26 protein-coding genes are annotated in these 25,756 nt (G+C 32.4%); 13 read left to right on the top strand and 13 right to left on the bottom strand.

All coding sequences use genetic code 11. The annotated features are described in order from the left end of the window. Positions 1 to 38: 38 nt before the first annotated feature. Positions 39 to 875: a toprim domain-containing protein gene (locus MTQ00_RS10830; RefSeq protein WP_273648965.1), complete on the top strand. Its 837-nt coding sequence runs from the start codon at positions 39 to 41 to the stop codon at positions 873 to 875. 55 nt (positions 876 to 930) lie between these two features. On the opposite strand, the gene MTQ00_RS10825 is transcribed toward MTQ00_RS10830, so the two are convergent. The 4 genes from MTQ00_RS10825 to MTQ00_RS10810 form a co-directional block, all read right to left on the bottom strand. After that, positions 931 to 2,025, bottom strand: coding sequence for a hypothetical protein (locus MTQ00_RS10825; protein WP_273648963.1), 1,095 nt, complete (start codon positions 2,023 to 2,025; stop codon positions 931 to 933). 82 nt (positions 2,026 to 2,107) lie between these two features. Further along, positions 2,108 to 2,896: a hypothetical protein gene (locus MTQ00_RS10820; protein ID WP_273648961.1), complete on the bottom strand. Its 789-nt coding sequence runs from the start codon at positions 2,894 to 2,896 to the stop codon at positions 2,108 to 2,110. A gap of 661 nt (positions 2,897 to 3,557) precedes the next feature. After that, positions 3,558 to 4,211 carry a nucleotidyl transferase AbiEii/AbiGii toxin family protein gene (locus MTQ00_RS10815; RefSeq protein ID WP_273648959.1) on the bottom strand — a complete coding sequence of 218 codons (654 nt, stop codon included), beginning with the start codon at positions 4,209 to 4,211 and terminating at the stop codon, positions 3,558 to 3,560. Between the two features lie 3 nt (positions 4,212 to 4,214). Next, positions 4,215 to 4,703, bottom strand: a complete 489-nt coding sequence (locus MTQ00_RS10810; protein ID WP_273648957.1) for a helix-turn-helix transcriptional regulator — start codon at positions 4,701 to 4,703, stop codon at positions 4,215 to 4,217. Between the two features lie 537 nt (positions 4,704 to 5,240). Here MTQ00_RS10810 and MTQ00_RS10805 point away from each other — a divergent pair. Then, the gene (locus tag MTQ00_RS10805) at positions 5,241 to 5,642 is read left to right on the top strand and encodes a single-stranded DNA-binding protein (RefSeq protein ID WP_273648955.1); all 402 of its coding nucleotides are present in this window, start codon (positions 5,241 to 5,243) and stop codon (positions 5,640 to 5,642) included. 69 nt (positions 5,643 to 5,711) lie between these two features. Here MTQ00_RS10805 and MTQ00_RS10800 read toward each other — a convergent pair whose 3' ends face one another. Genes MTQ00_RS10800 through MTQ00_RS10765 form a run of 8 tightly spaced genes read right to left on the bottom strand, consistent with a single transcriptional unit; the run spans position 5,712 to position 13,760 of the window. After that, complete coding sequence (locus MTQ00_RS10800) at positions 5,712 to 6,335, bottom strand: DUF4138 domain-containing protein (RefSeq protein WP_273648953.1); 624 nt, start codon at positions 6,333 to 6,335, stop codon at positions 5,712 to 5,714. Between the two features lie 3 nt (positions 6,336 to 6,338). Continuing rightward, positions 6,339 to 7,595: a conjugative transposon protein TraM gene (traM, locus tag MTQ00_RS10795; protein ID WP_273648951.1), complete on the bottom strand. Its 1,257-nt coding sequence runs from the start codon at positions 7,593 to 7,595 to the stop codon at positions 6,339 to 6,341. Next, entirely contained in the window at positions 7,592 to 7,972 is a 381-nt protein-coding gene (locus MTQ00_RS10790; RefSeq protein ID WP_273648949.1) for a hypothetical protein, read from the bottom strand. Before MTQ00_RS10790 ends, traM begins: the two co-directional genes overlap by 4 nt. Next, a complete protein-coding gene (traK, locus tag MTQ00_RS10785) occupies positions 7,972 to 8,586 on the bottom strand; it encodes a conjugative transposon protein TraK (RefSeq protein ID WP_273648947.1) in 615 nt (204 codons plus the stop codon). Before traK ends, MTQ00_RS10790 begins: the two co-directional genes overlap by 1 nt. 2 nt (positions 8,587 to 8,588) lie before the next feature. Beyond that, complete coding sequence (locus tag MTQ00_RS10780; RefSeq protein WP_273648946.1) at positions 8,589 to 9,731, bottom strand: hypothetical protein; 1,143 nt, start codon at positions 9,729 to 9,731, stop codon at positions 8,589 to 8,591. Between the two features lie 42 nt (positions 9,732 to 9,773). After that, on the bottom strand, positions 9,774 to 10,583 hold the full coding sequence (locus tag MTQ00_RS10775; protein ID WP_273648945.1) for a hypothetical protein: 810 nt from the start codon (positions 10,581 to 10,583) through the stop codon (positions 9,774 to 9,776). 11 nt (positions 10,584 to 10,594) lie between these two features. Continuing rightward, a complete protein-coding gene (locus MTQ00_RS10770) occupies positions 10,595 to 11,272 on the bottom strand; it encodes a hypothetical protein (protein ID WP_273648943.1) in 678 nt (225 codons plus the stop codon). 1 nt (position 11,273) lies between these two features. Next, positions 11,274 to 13,760 (bottom strand): SusC/RagA family TonB-linked outer membrane protein, encoded by a 2,487-nt coding sequence (locus MTQ00_RS10765; RefSeq protein WP_273648941.1) that lies wholly within the window; start codon positions 13,758 to 13,760, stop codon positions 11,274 to 11,276. A gap of 668 nt (positions 13,761 to 14,428) precedes the next feature. Between MTQ00_RS10765 and MTQ00_RS10760 the strand changes: the two genes are divergently transcribed. Then, positions 14,429 to 14,683, top strand: a complete 255-nt coding sequence (locus tag MTQ00_RS10760) for a helix-turn-helix domain-containing protein (protein ID WP_273648939.1) — start codon at positions 14,429 to 14,431, stop codon at positions 14,681 to 14,683. Between the two features lie 18 nt (positions 14,684 to 14,701). Here MTQ00_RS10760 and MTQ00_RS10755 read toward each other — a convergent pair whose 3' ends face one another. Then, positions 14,702 to 14,893 carry a hypothetical protein gene (locus MTQ00_RS10755; RefSeq protein ID WP_273648937.1) on the bottom strand — a complete coding sequence of 64 codons (192 nt, stop codon included), beginning with the start codon at positions 14,891 to 14,893 and terminating at the stop codon, positions 14,702 to 14,704. Positions 14,894 to 15,094: 201 nt separating this feature from the next. On the opposite strand from MTQ00_RS10755, the gene MTQ00_RS10750 reads away from it, so the two are divergent. The 10 genes from MTQ00_RS10750 (at position 15,095) to MTQ00_RS10705 (ending at position 25,673) form a co-directional block, all read left to right on the top strand. Continuing rightward, positions 15,095 to 15,784, top strand: a complete 690-nt coding sequence (locus MTQ00_RS10750) for a hypothetical protein (RefSeq protein WP_273648935.1) — start codon at positions 15,095 to 15,097, stop codon at positions 15,782 to 15,784. A gap of 141 nt (positions 15,785 to 15,925) precedes the next feature. Then, positions 15,926 to 16,741 (top strand): hypothetical protein, encoded by an 816-nt coding sequence (locus MTQ00_RS10745; protein ID WP_273648933.1) that lies wholly within the window; start codon positions 15,926 to 15,928, stop codon positions 16,739 to 16,741. A gap of 24 nt (positions 16,742 to 16,765) precedes the next feature. Continuing rightward, positions 16,766 to 17,347 carry an AbiV family abortive infection protein gene (locus tag MTQ00_RS10740; RefSeq protein WP_273648931.1) on the top strand — a complete coding sequence of 194 codons (582 nt, stop codon included), beginning with the start codon at positions 16,766 to 16,768 and terminating at the stop codon, positions 17,345 to 17,347. Positions 17,348 to 17,394: 47 nt separating this feature from the next. After that, positions 17,395 to 18,591: a hypothetical protein gene (locus MTQ00_RS10735; protein ID WP_273648929.1), complete on the top strand. Its 1,197-nt coding sequence runs from the start codon at positions 17,395 to 17,397 to the stop codon at positions 18,589 to 18,591. Positions 18,592 to 18,732: 141 nt separating this feature from the next. After that, the gene (locus tag MTQ00_RS10730) at positions 18,733 to 20,499 is read left to right on the top strand and encodes a DUF4209 domain-containing protein (RefSeq protein WP_273648928.1); all 1,767 of its coding nucleotides are present in this window, start codon (positions 18,733 to 18,735) and stop codon (positions 20,497 to 20,499) included. 252 nt (positions 20,500 to 20,751) lie between these two features. Continuing rightward, on the top strand, positions 20,752 to 22,500 hold the full coding sequence (locus MTQ00_RS10725) for a patatin-like phospholipase family protein (RefSeq protein ID WP_273648926.1): 1,749 nt from the start codon (positions 20,752 to 20,754) through the stop codon (positions 22,498 to 22,500). 75 nt (positions 22,501 to 22,575) lie between these two features. Continuing rightward, positions 22,576 to 23,367, top strand: a complete 792-nt coding sequence (locus tag MTQ00_RS10720) for a DUF6602 domain-containing protein (protein WP_273648924.1) — start codon at positions 22,576 to 22,578, stop codon at positions 23,365 to 23,367. A 113-nt stretch (positions 23,368 to 23,480) separates the two neighbouring features. Then, positions 23,481 to 24,479, top strand: coding sequence for a hypothetical protein (locus MTQ00_RS10715; RefSeq protein ID WP_273648923.1), 999 nt, complete (start codon positions 23,481 to 23,483; stop codon positions 24,477 to 24,479). Positions 24,480 to 24,720: 241 nt separating this feature from the next. After that, positions 24,721 to 25,422: a hypothetical protein gene (locus tag MTQ00_RS10710; RefSeq protein WP_273648921.1), complete on the top strand. Its 702-nt coding sequence runs from the start codon at positions 24,721 to 24,723 to the stop codon at positions 25,420 to 25,422. 128 nt (positions 25,423 to 25,550) lie between these two features. Further along, complete coding sequence (locus MTQ00_RS10705) at positions 25,551 to 25,673, top strand: hypothetical protein (protein ID WP_273648920.1); 123 nt, start codon at positions 25,551 to 25,553, stop codon at positions 25,671 to 25,673. Positions 25,674 to 25,756: the final 83 nt, after the last annotated feature.

Genomic DNA, 25,756 nt, shown 5'->3' with positions numbered 1-25,756 from the left:
AGTTTGGTATTTATTGATTATAATAGCAGAGATAAAATATGAATTGTGAACAGATTAAACAAAAGGTCGGTATTCGGACGGTATTGGAATCATTCGGTTTGTTTCCTGTTAAAGAAAATAAAAGAACTGCTTTCTATTTCGCACTTGATAGAGAAGAAAAGACAGCAAGTCTTTCAGTTGATTTTATTAAAAATACGGCCTTTGACTTTGGAACAGGTAAAAACTATGATATTATATCAATTGTCCAGGCGAAAAATAGATGCAGTGTTGCAGAAGCGTTGGAATATTTACAAAAATTTGATTTTTCCACTAATATCCAGGATGTAATTAAAGATGAAGAAAGTAGTTCTTACAATATTTTAAAAATAATTGATATACAGCATCCCGCATTGCTACAATACCTCGAATCGAGAAAAGTGTTAAGGGGTAAAAGTTTCATTAAAGAAGTACATTACAAAATGCAAGGGAAAAAGTATTTTGCAATAGCTTTTTTTAATAATTCGGGAGGTATGGAAATCCGTAACAAATATTCCAAAATGTGCTTAGGCCCAAAGGATGTTACTCATATTAAATCCGGGGAAATGGCGTCTAATGAGGTGACTGTGTTTGAAGGTTTCTTTGATTTTCTTTCTTATAAAAGCATTGAGAACGACATCTTATTGTCAGATACTGATTATTTAGTGCTCAATTCTACTTCAATGTTTTTTGCTGCTGAAGATATTTTAAAGAGATATGAAAAAATTTCATTATTCCTTGATAATAATGCTGCGGGAAGAGCGGCTGTAGCAAAGATCTCGGAGATAAATGAAAACGTCGAGGATTGTTCTCTCCTTTATAGCGATTATGAAGATTTGAATCAGTGGCTCACGAGATGACATATTGATTAGAGAACCGCTACAAATTGAATGTAGCGGTTTCTTAATTGTTTATCTACTGAATTACCCAACTAGGTACTCCGTTCACACTTTTTAAGATAAAAGTTCCTGTTGAAGGTGGTGAAGGAATTACTTCTGTCGCAAAACCAAATGAGCCATCTGCCTTGGCTACAACTTTTTTTGTATAGGCAGGGTCTCCATCTGCATTAGGCATTTGTGAAGGTGAAACGCTAAGTTTTCCATTAATGTTAAGCCATCTTTCAGAGAAGTCCCCTGAAATTAGTGCGAATTTATAATCTGTATAGTTGTTTGTGATGCTATCCCAAAAATTTGTTGAACTTGTTGTTACAGGAGTTGAATGAATTGCCAGCTTATTGCTGATACTTCTGTTTCCGGATGCTGGGCTACCTGCACCTGCTCCAATGAAAACATTATTTGAACCAGTTCTGTTTCCTGTTCCTGAAAGATATCCAATTGAAATATTATCGTTACCTGAAGTGATGTATGACATTGCTCCCGGGCCAATTCCAATATTTCTGTTACCTGAAATTGTTCCATTCACAATTCCGTTTAATGCAGAAACTCCAGCTCCATAATTAAGTTTACCTGTAATTTCTCCCTGAGACATTGCATACGCACTTGCGGAATTACCTTTACCTGAAGTAATTTTCGAATCTGTGCCGAAGATGGAATTATACTCACCTGTTATAATACTTCTTGATTTTCCTAGTATATAATTTTCTTTCTGATCAAAATTAAGCTCCAGATTATTTTTCACAATAAGCTCTATAGATGAAGTATTCCCTCTTTGTGCTACAATTTCCAGTGGGTCACTCTGTAGAACTGGTATCCATTGCTGACCATCAAAAAAATATAGACCAGATTTTTCAATATGAGAGGTCTGACCCGATAAATTAGATGCTGACGATGTTACAAAGATTATGGCTCCTTTTTGTGCTGATGTGTAAGTTTTGGCTGATAGCTGATCTCCAGAAATCCGAGGAAGGATAATCCCGTCGTAATGGTTTGTGTCATCTGGGCGGCCTACTACTTCTAAAGTGGCTTTTGGTCTCTGTGTATTAATGCCCACCTGCGGAAACAGATGAGCAGCCATTAAGACAAATATTAATTTTAGAAAATTGTTCTTCATTATGTTTTGTTGTTTTAAAATCATTTTGGTTTTAGAATCGATATTTCAATATATAATTGTTTTTTCATCGTGTATATTTATTCTATTTAAGATGCGGGTTTTTCCAGCTTGAATATCCTTGAGTTTCACCGAAAAAAATTGATGTTAAATAGCTAAAGTTCACTTTTGGAATTAGAATGCTATTATTTTGAAGATATATAGGAATGATAAATGTAGGATATTCAGTATGTAGAAAAATAACGTCTGTCGGAAAATATCCCATTTCGTTAAAAATCTCAGAAACATCAAGTATGATATCATTTGTACTATTCAAATCCGGGTCACTTGAAATCTGAAATTTTACATTAACAAGTCCTTCAACTTTATTAAAGGTTACTGATCCCTGCAAACCACCCAGCTTTTCGGTACCAATAGAATAGAACTTTGTGGAAGTTAGATAAGTGTTTTTGTCTCCCCATAGGTCAGTAGGCTCGGACCATTTAGAAGAAGAAGTAAGAATATGGTCGCTGCTGTTATCGAAATTCAAAATGATTCTATAATCTATTATTTGTTTTTGCTCCCCAACTAACTGCCATAAACTACCATTAAAAGAATATAGTCCAGGTTCACTTATTTTTGCTACCTGTCCTGACAAATTCGTTGGTGGCTCGGTAATGAACAGTAATGTACCTTTTTTTGATGCAGAATATGTTTTTTTTGATAACTGATCGCCAGTGATTCTTGGTGGCAGTATTCCATCGTAATGATTGGGGTCATCAGGTTTGCCGGCAACTTCAAAGGTGGTCTCAGGAGATAAAGTATTAATTCCAACCTGCGAAGAAATTAATGAGCTTACCGATATAAAAACAGAGAGAATTAAGTTTTTTTTCATAGTAATTGCGTTCTTAGAATGCTGCTCCAAAATTCTTATTTAATTCATTAAATATTGCTGAAAGTAACATTCTGAATAGCCAATTGACTCTTTATGATTATAAAAACTTATCTGTAAATGCTAAAAAAATACACTGCTGGCTCTAAATGAATTCAGAGTGCATATTAATGCAGTTTTAATAGGCGTGCTAGCTGTATAATGATAAGAATAGTGAAAAGTTATAAATGATAATGTGAGGTGTCTGATAATCTTTTCGGAAAAGCACTCATTATATTTCGGAAAAGCACTCGGGTATTCTCGGAAAAGCACTCGTTAATCAGGCTGTAAAGATAAAAATACACGTTTCTTATCGCAGAATTCGGAAAAGCACTCTTTAAGACGAACACAATAATATACTTGTGGATAAAATTAATCTATAAAGATCATTCTTTCGGAAAAGCACTGATGTTTATATGGCAATGTTTTCGGAAAAGCGCTCCCGTAAAGTCGGAAAAGCCATCATCTTAATTACGGAAAAGCGCTCATTCTTAAAAATAGCCGGAACGCTTACTGCAAATCAATACGTGAGGAATATAAAAGTATATAATAAAAGTAATAAAAAGTTTCTTTTTATTTAAAAAGGAATCAGGAAATAAGAATTTGCTTCAAAAAGAAAAAACAACTACGATTTTTTATATTTTGAAACGGCAGTTTGAAAATCATCTTTTATAAAATCCCAGAATTTTCCGTGTAAACAAATAGGATCAAAGTCTCCGTCTGCAATTCTGAAATTTGTAAAATTTTTGATAATCAGTGCTTCGTCGTGATCATATGGATAACGCAGTTCGTGAAGTTCAAGCATTTTTCTAATGCTGTAATTGTCAAGAAACATATGCAGATCCCAGAAATCTTTCTTCCTCCCGCCTCTCTGAACAACATCAACTTTCATTGCTATAATCTCTTCTACAGTTGCAAGCCTAATAGTTTCGTCAGCTATAATGACTGGTTGAATAAATGGATCAGTGTAGTAAAAATCGACTTTAACGACATTTTGTCTATCAATTCCTATAGAATATGATTTCCCCAAAGCAGGTGCTAAATCAGAAAAAGCTTCAACATAAGGAAATGCCTCTCTTAAATAATTGTCGATTTCCTCAAAATCAATGCTGCCGTAAGCAGCGTCGCTGAACAGATCAATATCCACTGACATCCGGTGTCCAATTTGGAGGCTTAGAGAAGTTCCTCCCACTAATCTAAAGTCTTCAAGTACAGGTGCAGACATTAAAGTTTCCAGACTGCTTTTTAAAAGATCATTGACAGTATTATAATATAACATTCATTATTTAGATTTAGATTGAATTCTCATTGGTCTTCTCTTGATTGTGTTTATGGTACTGGCAACTTTTGCCTTTCCATAAAATCTTGTAATCTCATTTTTCTCATCATCATTTCCCTTTTCGAAAATCCTTTCTATTACAGCTCTTGACTGCTTCTGCCAATCTATTTGTTCAATGCTGGTATCCCAGAATAAAATATTTCTAATTAAAGAAAGATCAGGTGATATCTTTTCCTTCTTTTTTTCCTTTTCTATGTTGTAGTATGTTTGAAGTAACGATATAGTTCCCTCTGCTAATTTTAATGTTCTTTCAATTCTTAAGGCAAGTCCAATGGGAATATTTCTTTTACCTGCAGTTATCTTATTTAGAGTTTGAGGATGTTCACCTATCGATAGAGCAAAAGGACGTTCCTTGATAGAACGCTTCTTAAGTTCTCTATCAAGTACAATTCCGGGATGAATACCCTTATATTTCAATAAGTTTGATTTCATACTACAAATATAAGCAAATTTGTTTACATAATTTAGCATTTTTTTATTTGTAAATACTGTTTAACATATTGATTTTGTTATTGCTTATTATGTAGAAGCGCTGTCGATTTTTCTAACTGTGTTTTTGTTTTTACAATTGCGAATGTAGAACAGAAGCTGTCTCACAAAAAAATCTTTTTGGGTATCTAAAAAATTTTCTCCGTACCACTCCGCTAATTTTTCAGACTCTCCTAAATCCTTCGGACAAAAATATTTCAAGCCCTAAATATTAATTCATTTGATGATTTCAAATCATAGGGTTTTGAGTGCCATCTTCTTTTCTATGGTCATCAGCAAAGAAAAACCGGAACCTCAGTTATACGAATCAATTCAACTAACGCTCTTTGACATCTTCGGAAATATCAAAATAATATAGAAACAATGATTTCCAATTGGAAATAGAAATAAAGAAAACCGAGTGTCCTCGATACCAAATCAAATCACTCGAAAAAATTTTAATGAACAAAAATAATTTTTAACAATTTAAAAACAAACATTATGAACATTGTAGGCAGAATTACAAGGAATGCGGAAGTAAACGCATTAGCAAATGACAGACAAGTTGTTAATTTTTCAGTAGCTATCAATGATAGTTTTAAGAATAAACAAGGAGACAGAGTAGAACAAACCACTTTTTATAACTGCTCTTATTGGATTAGTGCAAAGGTAGCTACTATTCTCACGAAAGGTACTTTAGTGGAACTGACGGGAAAACCTAGTGCCAGTGCTTGGATTGGAAAAGATGGGGAGATTCGCTCAGGACTTAACTTTCTAACATCAATTATTAAGGTTCACGGTGGAGGAAATAAAGTTGAGATTAACTCAACTTCAAGTAGTGATGCCAAACCTCAAACAGCAGGTGCTTTACTTGAAGATAAAGATGATGATTTACCATTTTAATTTTTAAATCTAAAAACAATGAAAATATCAAAAATTCCTACTGACTATCTTTTTATTAAATCAATTGATTCAAGTGAGTTTAGTGATTTCGCAATCATTCATACAACTGAACAATGGAGAGAAAGCGTAGACATTATTGAGCCGTGATTCGATTCCTAGATCTTTGTTTTTTCGTATTTTTTTTCCTTCCTTTTTTCTAATAATATCCAGTGAGTATTTTCTAAGTTCAGCACCGGACATCTGGTAATCCGGATATTCAAGAGCCTGCATATCCTCCGGTAAAATTTCAATATTGGTCATAATGTTGGCACTATTATCACTTTTGTAAATTAGTTTGTATTGTGCCAAAAAAGACTGTCCAACAACCGTGACGATTCCGAGCTCCTGATTGTCGAAATAATAGATGGGGATTTCTTCTTTTTCTCTGATACTGTCTTTTCTCTGATGACTTTCGTTTTCAAATTGTTGAATTTTAATCCTGACAACATTCTCAGCTGGAAGATCCCCGATAAGATTTTTCGTACTTAAGTCAACAAACTGAACAGGCTGAGGGCTTCTGAAATGAAGATTCACATCTCCCGTGATATAAATTTCAGGAAGGTTGCTTTTATATACTTTTGAAATTACTTGATTCTGCGCCATGGTTTGTATTGAAACAAGCATCAGCATAAACATTATTATAAAATTTTTCATAGTTTATGGATTGGTATTTTTTTTATAGATATTTTTTTTCTTCTTTTCAAGTTCTTTATTATCAATAAGGTATACGAAAGAGTTATATTTAATTTTCGCTTTATTTTTTCTTATCACATCAGATATAGTTTTTGAAGTAGATTGATATACAGAACTTAACGTTGTTGTAAAAAAATCGGCACTTCCACTTGATAGATTTTGCCCTTGAACGATATTTTCTCCCATTGCTCTGGTCATTTCACGGAATGCCGAACTTGGTACATATAATCCCTCCATACCATCAACATCATAAATATTGAGACTTATAGGTAGAATTTCATTCTGATGCATTACCGATACGATATTAAGATTCACTCTTTGCAGTGAAAAACCACTGATCAGAGCATATAGAGGAGTACCTTTTGTAATTTTTGTGTTTCCGACATGTACATCCTCCAATAGTCGGATACGTATTCTGCTTCCTGCAAAACCTTTAATGTTTTCGTCAATAACTGCTTTGATAAAATTATTTTCCTGTTGTCTGTAAATCGAATTAAAGTCAGAACTTTTGGAAGCTTTTGTAACATCCAATGTTGAGTTAAGAAAGTAGTCCATTTCTTTCTCGTTTTTTTTCATTTTTTCAATCGCTTTCGCCTGATTTTTCAGCTCGGGATTATTTGCCTTTTCAATACTATCCATGAGCATCATCTGCTCTCGCATCAAAGTCATCTGATCCTTTTTCCAGTCTGATGTTTCAGTATTCCTATTTGAATTTCCGGAATTTGCATCTCTATTATTTTCATTATCTAACATTTTAAGCATTTTCATACTTCTGTCATATTGCTCATCTTCCCGATTTTTGGATTGTTTAGCATCCATAGCATTATAATAGGATTGTCTGTTAGCCTGTCTTGAAAGATTACTGAGACGCTCTTTTTCTCGAGCGTAATTCATACTGTCGATATGTCTTTTTTGACGTTCAGAAAGATCATCGTCAAACTTTTCAAGACTTTCATGCTCATCACCGAAGCCGTCAATCATTGTTCTTCCATCAGTTCTTTTATCGAAGAAATCTGCGTAGGCATCTGCTTTATCTTTAATTTCAGAACGTTCTCCAACTTTTCCAAAATCGGTAGAAATGTCTTTACTTTCAGCAAGCTTGTTTTTGTCTTCCACGGAATTTTCTGTGAATTGGATATAAAAATACCCTATCATCAAAAAAAATGGAAGGGCTATCAGAGGTAGAATATATTTAGGTTGTTTAAAATTGAGTTTTTTCATCTTGAATTATTTATTTTGTATTTCTCAAGTAGATATTTGATTCTCGAACTATCGGACGGATTCAGTATCTTTTTTTTCTGATAGTATTCCAGTTCTTTTAACGCTTCGCGTATATCCATTATCTTTTGTGTCTCTTTAAGCGAAGAGCTGAATGATGTTGATGCATCTGTAAGAACATTTTGCTTCTTCATTTTTTCATACTCCGGAATTGAAACTTTTTGGATGTATATCAGATTTCCGACAGAGAATACAGTAGAAAAGAAAATTAATCCGAACATTAGGTAAAATGTTTTTTTAGGTTGACGTTCTGCAAATCGTTCTAGACCTCTCCAAAGAGAATCTGTATTTGCTTCAACAATTTTATTCTGCTCTTCCATTATCTAAATTTTTCTTTTACGGAAATATCCGAGTTATCTAATGTTTTCCATTTTTCAATCAATACGCCATGAGGGTTATTGGGTGAACGAGGAAGGTCCTGCAAAAAACCTTCAGTAATCAATTTTCTTACAATAAGCTGTGTTTTTCGGTTAATAGTCTGCTTACCATAGTATGTGAATTTCAAATTCTGCTCATCTAATACTATACTGTCAGCTTTAATTGTCATTACACTGTTGGAAGAAATAATCTGATTGTAGAAGCCCTTCTCTTTCAGATTCATATATTCCTTCATACCGCTATCATCAATCAGATACAAAGCTTTTTTTGTTTGTGATTTTATGTAATCATCATCCGCAGATAATGTAAAAAATAATGCGTGAAACATATCAATCTGAGCTTTGTACTCTACAGGTCTGTTCAAAAGTAAATCGGTCTGTTTGACTAAAACCGGAACGCCATTATCCAGAATGTAAATGGATTTTCTCGCATCTTTAATTTGTTTATACGAAAAAATGAAACCTGCTATAACTATAATGACTGATAAAACTATACAACCGATTGAGGTTACTTTGTTAATCTTAATTTTTTTTTCTATGTTTTTTACAACTGCCATAATTATCCTTTTATTAGTGATGCTCCTTTTGTTGCTATTGCCATACCTGCTTTTTTCATTTTACTCATTGCTCCAGTATTTCCACCGCCTGATGGAATTATGTAATTGGCTAAAGTCGGAACGCACAAAACTCCGACTGCAGTAATTAAGAAGCAGACAATGACTAAACCGAAAGACATAATTCCACTGCTCGAATAGGTGAGTAGAAGATCCATATTCTTAATACTTCCATCTGTATTAATAATTTGGTCATATCTTTCGATTTCCGCTTCAAAAGCAAATAGCTGAAGAAGCGTTCCTATTTTTAAGATGACGAATGCAACAAATCCGTAGAGATTAACATTGATAAACCTTGAAATCCATTGTGTAAGAAAACTTGAAAATGCGGGGAATACTGATAAACCTACAGGTATTGGACCTATAATAATCAGAATGGTAGAAAATATGAGTTGGATGAAAAATATCCCATATACACAGATTCTTAATATCCACAATCCAATTAATTCTAATGCACTTGAGATGGCTAACTGCAATCCGACTTGTAATCTAAGATATAGTTCGTAAACTGGGCTCATTAAACTTGTTAGTCCATCACCAACCATATCAAGACCTTCCTCTATTAAAGATTGATCTCCAGCTTCCTGTTGTTGAATCTCAGCTTGCGCTTTTGCTTGTTCCTCAACGATTCTGTCAACAATCTGCTGTTGTTTTTTAAACCTTACCCATCGCAATGAATTTAGCTCCTGCTGACTTTCGATAAAGCTGCTTTCTGATACATCTTGAAGCTTTATCAACGGCATTCTCAGAATACCTACAAAAGATACCCAGTTCATAATGACCAGTCCGATAGCAAAGGGTTTAAGCATTGGAACAATTTCCCATTCTCGATCTCCACTGACCATCTGCCAACCTATGTTACCTAAATAGAGTAGGGCTCCCAATCCTGCTATTGCCTGTCCGAATAGAATAAATTGCCCATATTCAGCTGTCATAAAACTGTCATATAGTGGTAGGAATTTTTCAGTGAACCATCCTTCCAAAATACCTTCCCCCTGTAGAAAATCCATTGCCTTCTGGTAATATTCGTCACTGTGGGTATCCTGTGAAAATGCAAGGGAGGGAATGAATAAAAGCACTATTTTCATAATGCTTTTTATAATTGTTTCTCGTTTCATATTATTTATTGGTTATAAGTGTCCCATAAGTACATCCATAAATATTTCTGCATCTCTCCTTACCTTTGTGATCTTTCCAGGATTTTTTGTTTTGTAACTTTCTAGTTTTACTTCGGCTCTGAATCTGTTTTCACCTTGCTTGTTTAAATAAGCCAGATACTTTTTCATTTTTCGCCATTCAATGAGACAGTCGTGATATGCAAGAATTCTTTTTCCTCTTGGCATATCGACACTTTTGGCAAATTTGTATTTGTCTTGTATCACATTAATTTTTCGTCTGCATTCTCCAATAATGCCGTAGTTATTAAATCTTTCCCAAGCTTTAGATGATGTAAAACCCCATTGTGATAAGGCGGAAGAGTTTGTATCGAAATTGTCCAGACTGCTAAGCACATCTTTGTAGTATAACAGATAAAGAGGATCGGCTGATGAAGTTGCATTCGAAAAGTGAAAGAACTCTTTAAGGTTTTCTTCGTAGGTCAGCTTTGCTTCTGCCTGTATATCACTTGTCTTATCTTGTTGTACTAAGGTTGTCGCATAACGCTGATTTTGTAACCCCGTTAAATTGAGAGGTCTTATATCGCTCCCACCTTTGTAGTCGCGATTTCGACTTGGTGCTAACCATCCCCAGACCATCGCATAAGCATAATTGGTCTGGATACCTAAAAAATATTTAGGTTCCGGATGCCAGTCTCCCCATTGGTAAAAAACCTGTCTTTTTTCCTGACCTACAATGTGTTTGTCCTTTATTCTTCTTATGGTTTGTCCTTTAACAAAAGGTAAAAAGAAAAGTATTGTTAGTAGTATAAGTGTGTTTCTCATAAGATAAAATTTTACCAACCATTTAGATTATAGTTGTAGTTATTAATGATGTTTTGAATTAAACCCTTATCTCTTATATACCAGCTGTTGAACACTCCTATATGTCTGAAATAGGGTTTCTTTTCTGCATTCTTCAGATAATTGATGATATGTACTGTCCAGCCATTCATGATTTTTATCTCATGCTGTATTTTTGATAAAACCTTCTGACGGTCGTAACTATCCATTAAAAAATCATTTTCTTCATTGAGTACCGATTCGCTTATATTTTCATAAGAATTCATTGCGTGCAGATAAAGCTTGGAATAATAATTAGTAACCAATACAGCATATTGCGGTTTTTGAGCAGACAGCTCCAGCATTTTCTCCATGTTCCCCACAAGCTTGGTAAAGTCATAATAAATTCCTTCTAACTGTTTGCCCTGTTTCAGTGCTGAATTAACATTTCGAAGCTGGTTGTAGATGTGATTCTTCATAACTACCGCCTGTGTTGCTTTTTCCTTGATATCATCATACGCTTTTCTCTGTTTTTCATAAGATTTTTGATAAAGTTTTTCAGAAGCTACTCTTGCTGCCTGATTGGCTGTTACCTGTGCCTGCAACTCTAAGTTATAGTACAGCTGGTAATAGGTTTGTGACTTTGCATTAGTGGATAACAGGAAAATAAATACGATTAAAAATGTTTTCATATTAGTAAAGATTTGCATTGTTAATAATATCCTGAATGATCTTCTTATCTCGGTTGACCCAGTTTTGCAGAAGATTATTAATGTATTGATTTGCATATGTAGAACCTTCTAAACCAGGAAATGAGATTAGTTTATTTGTCGGAAAGCTTATATTTATACCTGTATCCCATTTTACAGCAGCTGATTTCAGTGGACGACCCGAAAGTTCAAACTCCCATCCTTTGTTTTCGACGGTAGCGTTAAGGTTTGCAAGGACACTCGTGAATCCTGTTATAGAAGGTAGCTGATAGCCTACCAACTGATTCGATGATAGATTTCTATACCAGGCAGTATTAAGGTTTAATCTGTCGTTAAATAAACCAAGTTCTAAAGCAAATTCTAATTTTTTTGTCTTTTCCCAGCTGTAATTTCCGTTGTATAATCTAGAAGGGATTAGTCCTGTTACTGAGTTGTACACATATGCTGATGAAACTGTATATGTATCTAAATATTGGTAGTCCCCAATATTATCGCTGCCAGCAGTTCCGTAACTCCCTCTAATTTTTCCAAAACTTAACCAGTTGAGGTTTTCTGCAAATTTTTCTTTTTTAAATATCCAAGCTCCACCAACCGCTGCGAAATTTGCAAACTTGTTATTAGAGCCAAAACGACTGCTTCCATCACGGCGTCCTGTTATATTAATAATATATCTGCTTAGATACTGATAGTTTATCCTGCCAAAAAAAGCGGCATATCTGTATTCATTTGTTATTTGATCCGAGACTGTTTTTGTTCTTGCAGCGCCAACATTAGTTATAAAAGCATTGCTTTCAAATCCAACTCCAACGATTGACCCTTGCTTGTTAACTTCCTTTTGAAAGGTTCCTCCAATTAAAGCATCAAACTTGTGATTTCCCAATTGATAGTTCCAATTAATCTGTGGTTCGACAATAAAGGAAAATCTATCCTGATTGTTTTTGGATGCTATTGAAGTAGCGCTAGACTGTCCCGCAGCGAAAGCTGGATTATAGATTGTATTTGGCTGTAAGGATAGTTCCTCAAAAGTCTGATAATTGAACCCTCCATTAAGTTTTAGAAAAAGCTGTTTGTAAACCTCGTATTGCGTGGTAATGCTGTTTAAGAATTGCTTGTTTTCATTGTTATATGTGCTGTTATAAGCAGCAACGGGATTTGCAAATGTGTTGTTTTCCCAATTTAATCCTCCTTCTGAGTTATAGAGTTCAGGAGCATTGGGCACTAGATTATAAGCCTGCTTAGTAATATCTGTTCTGATCACATTATTTTTCTGAATAGAAAAACTGTTAGCAATATTTAATTGAAATTTGTTGTCAACAGATTTATGAGTAATATGGCTTGAAATGTTTTTACTTTTATATTTAAAGTCCTCGCCGAAAACAGTAGTTTGTTCGTCATTAGATAAGCTTATTAAAAAGTTTGTGGTGTCACTGCCTCCATTTAATGATAATTGTGTGTTGGATAATGTTGCTGTATTACCAATTAATTTGTCAGGCCAGTCAGTATATCTTTCCTGATTCCAAATATTATTAACATCATATGCAGTAGCTGGATACGTTGAAATGCCATCATTTGAAAATGCTTTCTTTCTCATAGCTAAATACTCGGTAGTATTCATAAGCTTAAGGTTTGAAATTATTGTACTCAAGCCATATGATGTATTGAAATTCAAATTCAGTCGTTTTGACTTTCCTCTTTTTGTTGTTACCAGAACAACTCCATTTGCACCGCGAGAACCGTAAATCGCTGTAGCATCGGCATCTTTTAAAATCTCAATTTTTTCGATGTCATTAGGGTTGATGCTATTTAAATGATTAAGACTTCTCGCTGGTAAAACAGCAGTAGAGTAGAGCGAGGTCATTTCTCCTCCCATCGGAACACCGTCGATGACATATAATGGCTGATTACCATCAATTGTGCTGTTATCCTTATTTCTTAAACTGTTTCTTCCTCTAATCTGAATATCAAAGCCCCCACCCGGAGTACCGGAATTTTGTGTGATACTTACTCCCGACAACCTTCCCTGCATTGCAGACAGGACATTAGTTACGGGCTGATTTTCTATATCTTTTGCTGATATTTTTGCAATACTACCCGTACTTTCTTTTTCTTTAACCTTATAGTATCCAGCATTTAAGACAACTTCCTCAATGCCCTGTACTTTTTGATCTAACAAAACATTAATAATAGTTTTGCCACCTACGGTAATTCTTTTTTCTGCGTATTCTGGATGCCGAAAGATTATGGATGGATTTTCTCCTGTGATTTCTAAATGATAAATGCCTTTTGAATTTGTCTGAGCAACTTGATCGCTACTTTCTTGAGATACAATGACTCCCGAAAGTGGTGATTGATTCTCGTCGACAGTAACAGTTCCCGTCACTGTCTTGGTTTGTGCTTTAGTGTTTCCACAAATTGCGGTTAACATAAACACAAGACCGATGCTTCCTATGTTAGAATAGGATTTTTTCATAGTTTTGTATGGGTTTTTAATTAAACTCCTTGAATAAACTCTAGCTCTTTCCTGAAGTCGGCAAACTGAATAGGAGAGGGCTTTTTTATTAGCAAGGATTATTTTTTACTTCATTTTTTAGTTATTATTACTCTTGGATTCAGGTATTTGAAAACAAAACTTTCTTAGTGCCTATTAGCAATTATGCTACAGGTTGTGTGCGTAAGGTTGCAGCAAGGCACCCGAAAGCCATTTAATATGAATGAAATTGTGTCCCGAGAAAGCTGTAAAGCCGCAATGAGTTGTACACCTCATTGTATCATATAATCTGATACTATTTAGTAAGCGGGCTTAGATTGTTATGTAGAGATAAAGCGAACTGCATTGGAAAAAGACGGCGTGGGTTCTCTACATTATCCGTAATAGGGGTACTGGTATACCTTACACACAGATAAGAGGAAGAGACCCACGCCTAGGTCGTGAGCCGCTTACTTATCGTCTTGTGTGTTTAAAAATTACCAGTTTTCTATTACAAGATTCTAAGCAATTGCTTCTATTATTCTTTGAAGTATCGCAAAGTTACATTATATGCAACTAATGTTACAAATATATTAAATAATTTCCAATTTGGGGATATATCCCCAAAAGAAATTTTAAAAAAGTCAGGATTTTAGCTTCAAATCATAAAAATGAATATTACTGAGGAGTTTCTGATTGAAATTGGAAAGAGAATTTCTGAAATAAGAAATAAAAACGAACAGACGTTAGATGATATTGAATTTTTGACAGGAATTGATTCAAGTGACATTAGTAAATATGAGTTAGGTAAAATAAATCTAACTATGAAAACACTTATAAAATTGTCGCTTGCTTTAAGAATAAAGCCTAAAGACTTAGTTGACTTTAAATTTGATTTCGAAAAATATAGTAATGAAAAATCCTAACAAATAGTTAGGATTTTTTTATTTATTAATTTCTTCGTAATAACGATCAGAACATTGTTGAAGAATTTCTTCTGTCTCTTGTAACTCTTTTTTCTTCTGATCAAACTTTTTTTGAGTTTTGTTGTAATTCTTTGTCGTATTGTAAAGACTTACTGATAAGATAATAACCGCAATAGTTGAAATAATACTGTAGATTTTTAATGCTTTCATAGATGTGCTTTTTGTAAATATACAAAAAGATAACAAAGCTTTCCGGTGTCTACACTACAATTAATGAAGCTAATTTATTTCTTCATTAACTGGTAATGTAAGATTTCCATAAAATTTTAGTATACATTCTTTTCAAATTTATTTATTTAATCCAAATCTTAATAGGTGTATATTTGAGAATAATAAAAACTACTAAACCTTATGTTAACAAAATTATTCACTTTTATAAAAATTGTTTTCAATATAATAATTATTACAACATCATTAATATTAGTATTATTATCTCTAGCCGTGATTATAATTGTTCAAAATGATCTTAGTGTTTATGATCTTGATCTAAGTGTCCAAGGATTAAATTTTTATCTACATGAAATCAGTAATTACAAGGAATTATTTGCTACAACAATAACACTAATCGTAGCCTACTTTGGAATACTTAGATTAACAGCCGCAGAGGTAGCGAATCAAGAAAAGGTGAAACAGGACAGATTTAATGAGTGGAAAAATTTACTAGATATTAGAATTATGGAGGTCGAAAAAGACAATCCATATTTAAAAAGACAGTTTGCCACTGTCAGATTTAAACTTTTTGAGAGGTTGTATGAAAATAACATGGAAATAAATTCAAAAAAAGAATTAAATATGATCTTTAATGATGAGATACGAAGTTCAATAAGATTTTTAGAAGAAAAGAATGAGCAATATTTCGGAAGAGAAGTGTATCCTGACAATAATTACAGCTACATATATGCAGATTTACAATTTATATTTTTGGGATTAATAGATAAATATTACGATAATATGATAGATGATCTAAAAGCGATTGTATTAGATTCTTTAAATCCGGAAAGAACCATTAATAACAATTTATATATATCTACATTTAAGTAAAAACTTACTGTTAATTGCTTTCTTATTATAAAACAAGGATTTAAATCTAAATAAAATCCAAAACTTAAATAGAAATTAAAAAATCACGAAATATTTTATAGTACGCAAAAAGATTGCGCATATTATAGATTACTTTGCATTATGGATATAACAGTTAAAGACTTGGAGCTATTAGTAAACGACAAAAACAAAACAGTTTACAATTCAATGTATGATATAATTCTAGGACAGTTTGAGGATGCCATACGATTCATTGATGTCGCCAATCTGACTGAAGAAAGAAAAAAGGTATTAGGAACCTGCGGAATTTACTTGAGTTCGATTGTAGAACTATTACATACACTGCGTGACGTAATGGATAAGGGTTATATTGAAAGTGCTGGCTCAATTGCTACTGCATGTTGGGAACGTATTTTAACATTGAGGAAAATTTTGATTGATCCTATTCCAAATGCTCAAATTCATACAGATCATGCACTAACAAAGAAAACACCTTGGAGAGTTTACGATATGGTTTGTGATGTTTTAGAGAATGAACGTAGAACTAAAAACATTACAACCAAACGACCTTTTGAAGAAAAGAATTTTTATATGCAATATACTGTTTTAAGTAGTATTAAGCATGGAAACCCATTTACAATTTCTTATCTCTATCGACCTGATTATAGCTCAGATGAAAAATTGTTTAAGCTTAAATCAAATGATAGTCTGGAGGATAAGGATTTAAAAATATATATCAAGATGTTAATTATCGACAACGCTCTTGATGCTCTTCTTGATTACAGCAAAGAGTTTAGAACAAATTATAGTTTTTTAGAAGATTTGAGGCAAGAATTCGATGGCCTTATTGGTTCTGTAGAATTACAAGTTCCTTCTATAATGTTGACTACCCCAGAAGAAATGGGACAAGATTATTGGGATTATCTAATTGAATTAGAAAAGAGACGTAGATTTTAATACTAATTTTTTAGACCGTAAAAGATGACTGTCGGTAGAGAGACTTTAGAAAAAGCGATTTTAAATGCATTAAATAATGCAAAGGAACTTTATGAGGAAGGTGAAATACTTAAACGTGAAAAAAAATACGCAAGAGCCTATACACTCTTCCATCTAGCAATTGAGGAGGTTGGAAAAGTATATGTGATATTTAAATATTTATTGGCCAATGACTATTCAGATAAAAAATTGAAAAAATTTGATACTGAATTTAGGCAGCACAAAACTAAAATTGATCTGTCAACAAACATCGATGTTTTTGCACTCTGGGCCAAAGATGGAGCTTTAAGTGATCAGATACTTGAAAATGCAACATATTCTAAAGAACAAATTGACAAATTAAATAATTTAAAAAACTTTAGTTTATATTCATTTATACTCAATGGTAATAGTTACAACCCGTCTGATGTAATTGGATCTGAAGATGTAGATCAGATTAATTTGATTGCAGAGTATAGAATTAAGGGCACAGAAGATTTAACGAATATATTTTTATCAGATTTAGATCGACTTATTGGTGTTGTAGCAAAATCTAAAATTGAGAATATAAATACTACTTCCAAATAGAAATAGCAATCAACTACTTAAAAATGACATTCCAAAAATTTACTAACATGATGACTATTGAAAATTTAATTAACGCAGTTTCAGGTGGGCTTAAAATACTGCACATTTTGGATACTAATTGTGATGAAATAAATGTCAAGGAAGTTAGTTTGCTAAATGAAGATACTCTTTGCTGTAGTTTTTATCCCGTTTCGCAGAAATCAAATGATATTAAATTGGAGATTGCTACAATTATGGGATTTTTCAACGGCTTTTTTAGAAACACTTCTTATGAAAACATTAACTTCAATTATTATGCAGTTCGAGCATATGATACAAATAATGTGGAAATACTGAACGCACTATCAACTAAATCAGCTGCAGAATATATAGGAAAAGGAAAATCAATTGAGTGGCTCAAATTAACACTTTTTCAAGAGAACACTGAAGATTATCGTTTATCTCAAGCAAAGCAAATAATTTCTGAAATTGAGAACGGCCTTAGAGAGATAGTAAAAAGCAAGCTTAAAAGTAAGTTTGGAGAGGAATGGTGGGATATTGGGCTAAATAATAAATTGGGAGTAGAAGTGAAAGATATGTATTCCAAACAATTTGGAATTGATTGTACTAATGGTGATATCTTAATAGCCTATACATTTACTTTACAATTAAAAAAAATCATCTTAACTCACTTTAATTTATTCAAATCTTATTTTCAAACTCAGACTCAATTTGAAATCTTAATGGAAAATTTAAATAAATTAAGAAGAGAGGAGGCTCATAATAGAACTATTTCAGATTTGGACTTGAAAAGTCTTCGTGAGCTACACGAAAAGTTATTATCAAAAGTTCTTATTGATTTACAATCTTTTCAATCTGTCTTTTTAACTGAAAATTGGAGAATAAAAATAAAAAAGATTTTTACAGAAAGACAATATAAGTCAGTTCATAGTGAACTTGAAATTAGTAATGAATCAAATCTTGAAAAAAAGCTATTTAAGATTAAACAAAATATAATTTCTTTAATTTCATATTTAGAGGATACGATAATTAAATTAAAATCTATAACTGTACCTGTACATAAAAAAGATCTTCACAATAAATTAATATTCTGTTATGAAAGACAGAAAGAGTTACAAGAGTCTCTTTTTGACGAGACATTAACGTTAAATAGTGAGAAAATAAATACTATTGTTAATGAAATAAGATTACACGAAATCAAAATGAATGAATTTTCTTCGGAAATTTTATTAAATGAAAATTAAAAAATTAGAGTATTGAATTAGCCTATTAATTACGTGTTCTAGAAAACAAAAAAAATTACACAGATTACAGTTCATTACCTGAAAATTTGATCGACTTCAGAATTTAAATGAATTAAATTAATAACCTAAAAATACATTGCAATGCAATTTACAGATCTTGATTCTTATTACACTTATCTGGAAGAAGATGAAAATTTTTCCATTCTCGATTTTAATACCACTAAATATCTAAAAATTCTTGGTGACGGCTCTTCCGATCCAGAATTTAAGAAACTATGTTCTTACGAGCAATTCTTTTGCGACTTTTCAATTAAAAAGGGTGAACACATTCCCCAATATCAAATGGGAGATTATAAATATCCAACATTGGAACTATTTGATGATGACTTCGTTTATCTTAAGAAAAGAGCTGAGGAAACTATCAATCCAAAATACAAATCTAGATATAATCATATTCTTTGGCTGAGTCCACAAAAACACTATAATTATGCAAAGCAAGCGATTGAAAGTTACATGACACTTCTTGAAAATTCCAATTTTGCTGCTGATGATAATCTGTTAAATAATTCTTTTAGAACATATTTCGAAAATCTTTTTCTTTTAAGCCAGAGTATAAACTATAAAAGTGCTGAAACTATTGACTACTTTACCACACTTTTAGCAGGAAGTAAAATAAGCGAGTTCTGCAAATATGCAATCATGAGATTTATAGTTGAAAATATAAAAAAAAATGATGCTGTGCTTTTTGAAAAGTTTTTCGATTATGCCAATAGTCAGTTGGAAATTGCAGAAGATAGATTGTTAGAAAGTTTTCTCAAATTATTGATAATTATCAGTCAAAAACTTAAAAAATCTCCAGCAATTTTTCACGAAAAACTTGGTGATTGGCATATTTCACAGTTGAAAAAAGAAGATAGACAAGGCTTTGTGGCTCATCATTTCTATTTAAATGCTTTAGAAGAGTATAGAAAAGCAAATCATAAAGAGAAAATTGAACAGACAAGTGTAATGCTTGAACAAGCCAAGAAGACTATTGATTTAAAGAAAGTAACTTTCGAAATTAAAGACGAGGAAATACTAGAAAAACTTAATCAATATTGGAAACTAACCTACGATATTATTAAGCGTATTGTAACTGAAAAATCAAGTAAGGATATCTATGAATATCTTATAGTAGAGGATTTTTTACCTAAACCAAATTCAGATGAAGATAAACCTAAATCGGGATTGGCTGATTTAGTGACGACCATGACATTTGATATCAATAAAAATGTGAATAAAAATAAATCCGGAATGATCAACCATTATCATCTCCATATTAGCAATTTTACATTTCGACAGATTAGCTGTGTATTTTTGGAAGGTATTAAGGAAGAAAAGATTACATTCCAATCTTTGATTGATTACCTGAAAAATTATACTTGGTACGGATCTGATTTTACTTATGTAGATAATAATGATGAAAAGCAGGGATTTGACTGGATTGAATTACTTGCACCTTCTTTACAAGTTTTCTTTAATCAGATCGAAGCTGATATTAAAACGACAACAAATCATAATCAGGGATATATTCTTGCTATAGACAGTTTGGTCCTAAAATTTGAAGGTTTACTACGAGAGTTTTCCAGAGCAATTGAAGCCCAAACGATAGATTTCAAAGCCGATGCAACAGAAGAGCGTATTTCATTTGATAAGCTTTTAGACAACGATAAACTCACGAACGTAATACCAGCTAATGATATAGCTTTTTTTAAATATTTGTTTACTTCAGAAGGTATGAATCTAAGAAATAATATTGCACATTGTTTTTATAAAACAGAGAATTACAGCTCTGCCACAATGCTATTGCTAATAGTTGCTTTGCTAAGGCTCGGTAATTATCGCTTAAACACACAGTTGGATAAATAAAGTATATTTGAGATAGCTATAAAATGTCATATTAAAAAGTATATAATTAAGTTGAGTTTATACCTAAACAAATCTTGTAAAGGCTGCTTAATCGTAACGAATAATCTGTTTCGGTAAACAAAAAACGTTATATAATTGTAGTTAAATTAGAGAAGAAATAAAAATTTTGTTCATTGTTAAAGTAGATTACCATATTGCTCTTATTAGACTTTATGTAAAAACATAAAAGTAACCATTAAAAACTAAAATATCATGAAAACCTATCAAGCAATAGACCCTAAAATGCCTGAGAATATTGCACTGAGTTTCTCAGGTGGTGGCTTCAGAGCAGCTTCCTTCTCTCTGGGATGTTTATCTTATTTAGAACAATTGAACTTCAATGATAAGCCATTTATGGATATGGTAAAATTCGCTTCTTCAGCTTCCGGAGGAACAATCACATTACTTTCTTACTCTGTTGCGAAAAGAAATGGTGAGGAATTTAAGGATTATTATAAATGGATGGTAAATGAAGTGCTTTATGGAGAAAACCTGGTAAATCAGGTTTTCGACATTATGCGTTCGTCATCAGAATGGAACTCGCGTCCAAATAAATCAAGAAATCTGATTAATGCTTTTTCCATAGCTTATGATCTCAAGATTTTTAAAGGTGAAAAATTTGGTTTTCTATGGGAAAATGGAGGAATCCCAGATATTTGTGTTAATACTACAGAATTTCAAAATGGTTTATTGTTCCGTTTTCAAAATAAAGGTAGAATAGGGAATAACTTTATTAAAGGTGTTTTAAAAGAGAATCTTCAAAAAATTAAACTGGGTGATATTTTAGCTTGCTCATCTTGTTTTCCAGTAGGTTTTGAACCGTTTGTTTATCCAAAGGATTTTAGCTATGCTGGATTGGACAGAGAAGCCTTAGAGAGGGCTGTAGAGATGAATAATAAATATATAAACAATGAAAGAGAATCTACAGATCTCTTTCCATTGATGGATGGAGGTATCGATGATAATCAGGGTATCGATTCATTTATGAATGCAGAAGAAAGGCTGGAACTAAAAAACAAATTTGGTTACGATCTTTATATGACATGCGATGTAAGCAGCAATTACACTAACGGTTATCAATATCCTTCTCAAAGCAAATCCGGCTGGTTCGGCAGACGAAGTTTGCTATTTTATATTGGCACTATTTTTTTGCTGTTAGCTCTGGGTGTTTTAGGTGCTGTGTTCGACGTTTGTAAAGGACTTTCATATGCTGTTATTGGAATCACTTCCTTTTTTTCAGCATTAATCATATTTGTTGGGATAAAATTAATATCGTCTAAGAAAAAAGCTGAGACAGATCATTCGACGGCTGTTCTGCTCATTCTAAAACATCTCAGGTTTTTTCTACGACTTGATATAAGCATTCTTATACAAGAGATATATGCTCGTCTAACTTCCGCAGGGGAATTGGCTGCCGTAATCTTTTTGAAAAAAATAAGACGCGCATCTTATGGTGGTTTATTTCAACGAGTAACTTCTGTAGGAGATAGAAGAGGAACAGCAAATCCTGAGGGTCCAAGAGTAACAAATCTTAAATTTTGGGGACAGTTCTCAGTAATGAATGCAATTTATATGCTTAGTACTAAGAATAAATCAAAACTTGAAGAAAGTCTTAAGGGTGAAGTTTGGGTCAAAAAAGAACTAGAACTTCCAATAGGTGATAAGATGGAAAAAGCATTTGATTTTATGACTCCATCTGAAAAAATGCGTAAAGCCGCTGATCTTGCAGCTAAAATGGAGACAACATTGTGGTACGATGCTCATCATATTGAACAAGGACAGCCAAAGGCTGTTGTTGCTTGCGGTCAATTCACCACTTGCTATAATCTTCTGAGATGGTCTCTACGTTTTAAAGATGCACCAGGGCAAACTATATGGGAAGATTTTCAACAAAATCTGACTATACAGTATACCAAATTTAAAGATGATCCTTATTGGTTGTTTAATGACTACTCAAAATAACTTAAATGAGAAGATAAATTTAAAACTAATTTGCACTGAAATATCCGTATATTGGTCTGACAATCAAAAACTAGTATGCCAGATCAAAACATTCTCAAATTTCAGAAATCAATTACAAAAGAACTAATTGCAACTCATGAAAGAGTTAGAGATTTAATTGGAAATGCCAATTGGGGAGATGAAGGAAGATATAAGGAAGCAATTCTGAGAAAGACAATTTCTCAATTTTTACCTTCCAATCTTAAAATTGGAAGTGGTTTTATTGTCGGAAATAATGATCATTTAAATGGTACAGAAAGTGAAATTTCTAAGCAATTAGATATTATTATTTACGAGGATAAGACACCTGTTGTTTTTAGAGAGGGGGACTTTGTTATTCTGACAGAAAGTTCTGTTAGAGCTGTTATTGAAGTTAAAGCAGAAGTTGTCAATAAAAGTACAAATAGTAATGGTCTGAATAAGATTATCAATAAGCTTGAGTTATTAAATAATTTTCAAACCTTTTCAAATCATGCCCCAAGGAAAAAATTCGTTGGAATATTTTCTTACAAATATAATCAAGACTATAACCATAATTCTCTGCAGGAGATATTAGAAAGTAGTAATGGAATAGTTAATCACCTTGCTTTGGGAAGCAATAGATTTATCAAATTTTGGGAAGACCCTTCTGGTTTGGTTCCACCGCTTATGAGGAACGCGCCTTGTTATATTAAATATAATCTGCAGAATCTTTCTTTTTCTTACTTTATTTCAAATTTATTACATATTATTTCTGACGAAGATCCAGTTGAAAGATATTGGTTTTCTTTCCCGATTAATGGTACCAAAGAAGTGTATAGAGAGGAATCAATCATTTATATAGAATAACGCTTTATAAACTTAATTCTAAAAAATCATTTATACAGGATGTTTTTTGGATTTCTATGATTTTAAAAAATTGTAAGAATAATATTTAAGAAACAAAATCATAATAAAAGCTTATGAATAATTGTAAAATATGTAACTCGACAGCAGATAAAACAGGATCGCATATTATTCCTCACTTTCTTTTGAAAAGAATTGACTCTGAGCATAAGGGTAGAGATAAAGAAATGGGATTTGTTATTTCAGAAAGAAATCCTTCTTCATATTTTGGTAGAGCAACAAATCTTGAAACGTTGGAAAAAATATATGGAGAAATCGACGATGATAGGATTGCTAATAATTCGATCCCCTTGGTAGAGGATTATATATTTTGCAGCAGATGTGAGGCTAAATTGGCTGTACTGGAAAATAATTATTCTTCTAGTATTTCAAAAAATAACCAATCTGTTGGAATTAACTATTCAAGTGGAATTAATTCTGAACAGGCATTATTGTTTTGGATCTCTATATTTTTTCGACTTAGCATATCAAAAAATTCAGGAGTAAGTCTTTTACCTGAAGATGAGGATACATTACGAAAGATATTAAATGAATACTTTTCTAAAAATCAAATCATTTCCGACCTTGATAAGGTAAAATATAAAATATTGAGAGCTCAAAATGTACCTGAAAAAGCAAGTACTCTTCTTCACATAAATCCGGAATCTCAAAATCCTTATTTACTAGTAGTGGATGAATTTATTGTTTATTTATCACTAAATACTGATGTGGAAAATATGGATTTTTATGGATTTAAACTTCCGGTAGGAGAGGCAGAACAAAATAGCAACGCTGAAACTGATGAGAAAATTTTAGCTATTACTACAGATACACTTCTAAAATTAAATGGTAGCTTTCATGCCAAGGCCGCCGAATCTTATCGTGTTAATTTATTCTTTGAATGCGATCAGATATTTCAGAGAATGAATTTTGGAGATAAAATGCCTGATAGTATGAAAGAAGAAATTTTTAAAGCATTAGCTAACGATGAAAAGGTTTCTTTTGGTGATAAATTCTCTACCAAACATAGGGCAGAGAATATTTTTAAAGTACTACAGCAATATCTTAAAAAGTAGCTAATGAAAGATAGTATTTAATGATTTTAATTTAAATTATGGAAAAAACAAAACAAAGTGATATAGATTATAGAAAGAATAAAATTCAAGGAACATATAATATATCTACTACATCTTTCTACAATGGGAAGTAGTTAAAAAGAAAAAATAACAGAATATCTGCTGGATGTTCTCAATAGAATTAGATTCTTTTAGAGAACGGAAAATAGTATTTAACAACTTTAAATAAAAAAACTATTCTATGAAATTCGAAGAAAAAATTGAACTTGTATCTAAGTTACTAGATTACTCCTATTCAAATAACAATTACGCCGATCAGGATGATATTAGAAGTATAACAATGGATGCTATTGCGCAGAGTACTCAAAATTACCTAATTGCTCTAAAATTATCAGAACACTTGAATGATATCGGATATATAAATGCAAAAATTTGGGAAGGGTTTGCAGAAGATGATCTTGAAATTATAGATCATAATTTTAATGGCTTTATAAAAGATGCTTTTTATAATGCACTTTTTATCGCCATTGAAACTAACTTTAGAGCTGTTGCAAAGCATTTTGAGGCAAGGACCGATACGATCAATAAAACTTCAATAAAGACGACCATTGAAAACTTATTAAGTATGATTACATTCTTTACAGGTGTTACAACATATGAGAAAGATGTAATTTTCTATTTTTTTTACTTGCGAAATACAATGCACAATTTTGGAATTCACACCAAGCCCAATCATAGTTTAGAAATTGATGATAAAACTTCACTGATTGATCAGTCAAAAGTTAAACTAGAACTGATTCAAAACCAAACTAATAATATTACTACAAAAGAGCAACTCCTCCTTATTGAGCAGGTTCTTAAAGTGATTATAAGATTCAATTCTCTTATTCCGACTACTGAAAAAATAGAACATCCATTAGCGAATTTTGATTATAATAGTTAAGCTCATAAACCAGTATAATTTATTTTAACATTTTTTAACATTTGGCATATTATTCGAATATACGTTCGTGTCAAAACTAGCCCAACATCGACGTTAAAAGTAGTAGGCAATTAAACAAATTAATGTAAATGAGTAATTCAAACAAAAACTGGCCAAGTAAAACAGGAAATCCTTCAGGAGGAAACAGGGGAAATAATCCTGCTAAGACTTCAAGCGGAGGAAGTAGTAAGCCTTCTACATCAAAAAAATAACTCTGTTTAAAAGCATTCGAAAGTCTGAATATCAATTCAGGCTTTTTTTGTGAAAATATAAAATTCTAAACCTTCTCCGGCGA

The organism is Chryseobacterium sp. B21-037 (genome assembly GCF_028570785.1).
Taxonomy (GTDB): domain Bacteria; phylum Bacteroidota; class Bacteroidia; order Flavobacteriales; family Weeksellaceae; genus Chryseobacterium; species Chryseobacterium proteolyticum.
Note: the sequence above shows the minus strand (reverse complement) of the source record. Positions and strands in the feature narration are given on the sequence as shown.

Bases quoted from the DNA above. Each gene is read 5' to 3' on its own strand.
- MTQ00_RS10830 (WP_273648965.1), top strand. From the start codon at position 39: ATGAATTGTGAACAGATTAAACAAAAGGTCGGTATTCGGACGGTATTG.
- MTQ00_RS10825 (WP_273648963.1), bottom strand. From the start codon at position 2,025: ATGAAGAACAATTTTCTAAAATTAATATTTGTCTTAATGGCTGCTCAT.
- MTQ00_RS10820 (WP_273648961.1), bottom strand. From the start codon at position 2,896: ATGAAAAAAAACTTAATTCTCTCTGTTTTTATATCGGTAAGCTCATTA.
- MTQ00_RS10815 (WP_273648959.1), bottom strand. From the start codon at position 4,211: ATGTTATATTATAATACTGTCAATGATCTTTTAAAAAGCAGTCTGGAA.
- MTQ00_RS10810 (WP_273648957.1), bottom strand. From the start codon at position 4,703: ATGAAATCAAACTTATTGAAATATAAGGGTATTCATCCCGGAATTGTA.
- MTQ00_RS10805 (WP_273648955.1), top strand. From the start codon at position 5,241: ATGAACATTGTAGGCAGAATTACAAGGAATGCGGAAGTAAACGCATTA.
- MTQ00_RS10800 (WP_273648953.1), bottom strand. From the start codon at position 6,335: ATGAAAAATTTTATAATAATGTTTATGCTGATGCTTGTTTCAATACAA.
- traM (WP_273648951.1), bottom strand. From the start codon at position 7,595: ATGAAAAAACTCAATTTTAAACAACCTAAATATATTCTACCTCTGATA.
- MTQ00_RS10790 (WP_273648949.1), bottom strand. From the start codon at position 7,972: ATGGAAGAGCAGAATAAAATTGTTGAAGCAAATACAGATTCTCTTTGG.
- traK (WP_273648947.1), bottom strand. From the start codon at position 8,586: ATGGCAGTTGTAAAAAACATAGAAAAAAAAATTAAGATTAACAAAGTA.
- MTQ00_RS10780 (WP_273648946.1), bottom strand. From the start codon at position 9,731: ATGAAAATAGTGCTTTTATTCATTCCCTCCCTTGCATTTTCACAGGAT.
- MTQ00_RS10775 (WP_273648945.1), bottom strand. From the start codon at position 10,583: ATGAGAAACACACTTATACTACTAACAATACTTTTCTTTTTACCTTTT.
- MTQ00_RS10770 (WP_273648943.1), bottom strand. From the start codon at position 11,272: ATGAAAACATTTTTAATCGTATTTATTTTCCTGTTATCCACTAATGCA.
- MTQ00_RS10765 (WP_273648941.1), bottom strand. From the start codon at position 13,760: ATGAAAAAATCCTATTCTAACATAGGAAGCATCGGTCTTGTGTTTATG.
- MTQ00_RS10760 (WP_273648939.1), top strand. From the start codon at position 14,429: ATGAATATTACTGAGGAGTTTCTGATTGAAATTGGAAAGAGAATTTCT.
- MTQ00_RS10755 (WP_273648937.1), bottom strand. From the start codon at position 14,893: ATGAAAGCATTAAAAATCTACAGTATTATTTCAACTATTGCGGTTATT.
- MTQ00_RS10750 (WP_273648935.1), top strand. From the start codon at position 15,095: ATGTTAACAAAATTATTCACTTTTATAAAAATTGTTTTCAATATAATA.
- MTQ00_RS10745 (WP_273648933.1), top strand. From the start codon at position 15,926: ATGGATATAACAGTTAAAGACTTGGAGCTATTAGTAAACGACAAAAAC.
- MTQ00_RS10740 (WP_273648931.1), top strand. From the start codon at position 16,766: ATGACTGTCGGTAGAGAGACTTTAGAAAAAGCGATTTTAAATGCATTA.
- MTQ00_RS10735 (WP_273648929.1), top strand. From the start codon at position 17,395: ATGATGACTATTGAAAATTTAATTAACGCAGTTTCAGGTGGGCTTAAA.
- MTQ00_RS10730 (WP_273648928.1), top strand. From the start codon at position 18,733: ATGCAATTTACAGATCTTGATTCTTATTACACTTATCTGGAAGAAGAT.
- MTQ00_RS10725 (WP_273648926.1), top strand. From the start codon at position 20,752: ATGAAAACCTATCAAGCAATAGACCCTAAAATGCCTGAGAATATTGCA.
- MTQ00_RS10720 (WP_273648924.1), top strand. From the start codon at position 22,576: ATGCCAGATCAAAACATTCTCAAATTTCAGAAATCAATTACAAAAGAA.
- MTQ00_RS10715 (WP_273648923.1), top strand. From the start codon at position 23,481: ATGAATAATTGTAAAATATGTAACTCGACAGCAGATAAAACAGGATCG.
- MTQ00_RS10710 (WP_273648921.1), top strand. From the start codon at position 24,721: ATGAAATTCGAAGAAAAAATTGAACTTGTATCTAAGTTACTAGATTAC.
- MTQ00_RS10705 (WP_273648920.1), top strand. From the start codon at position 25,551: ATGAGTAATTCAAACAAAAACTGGCCAAGTAAAACAGGAAATCCTTCA.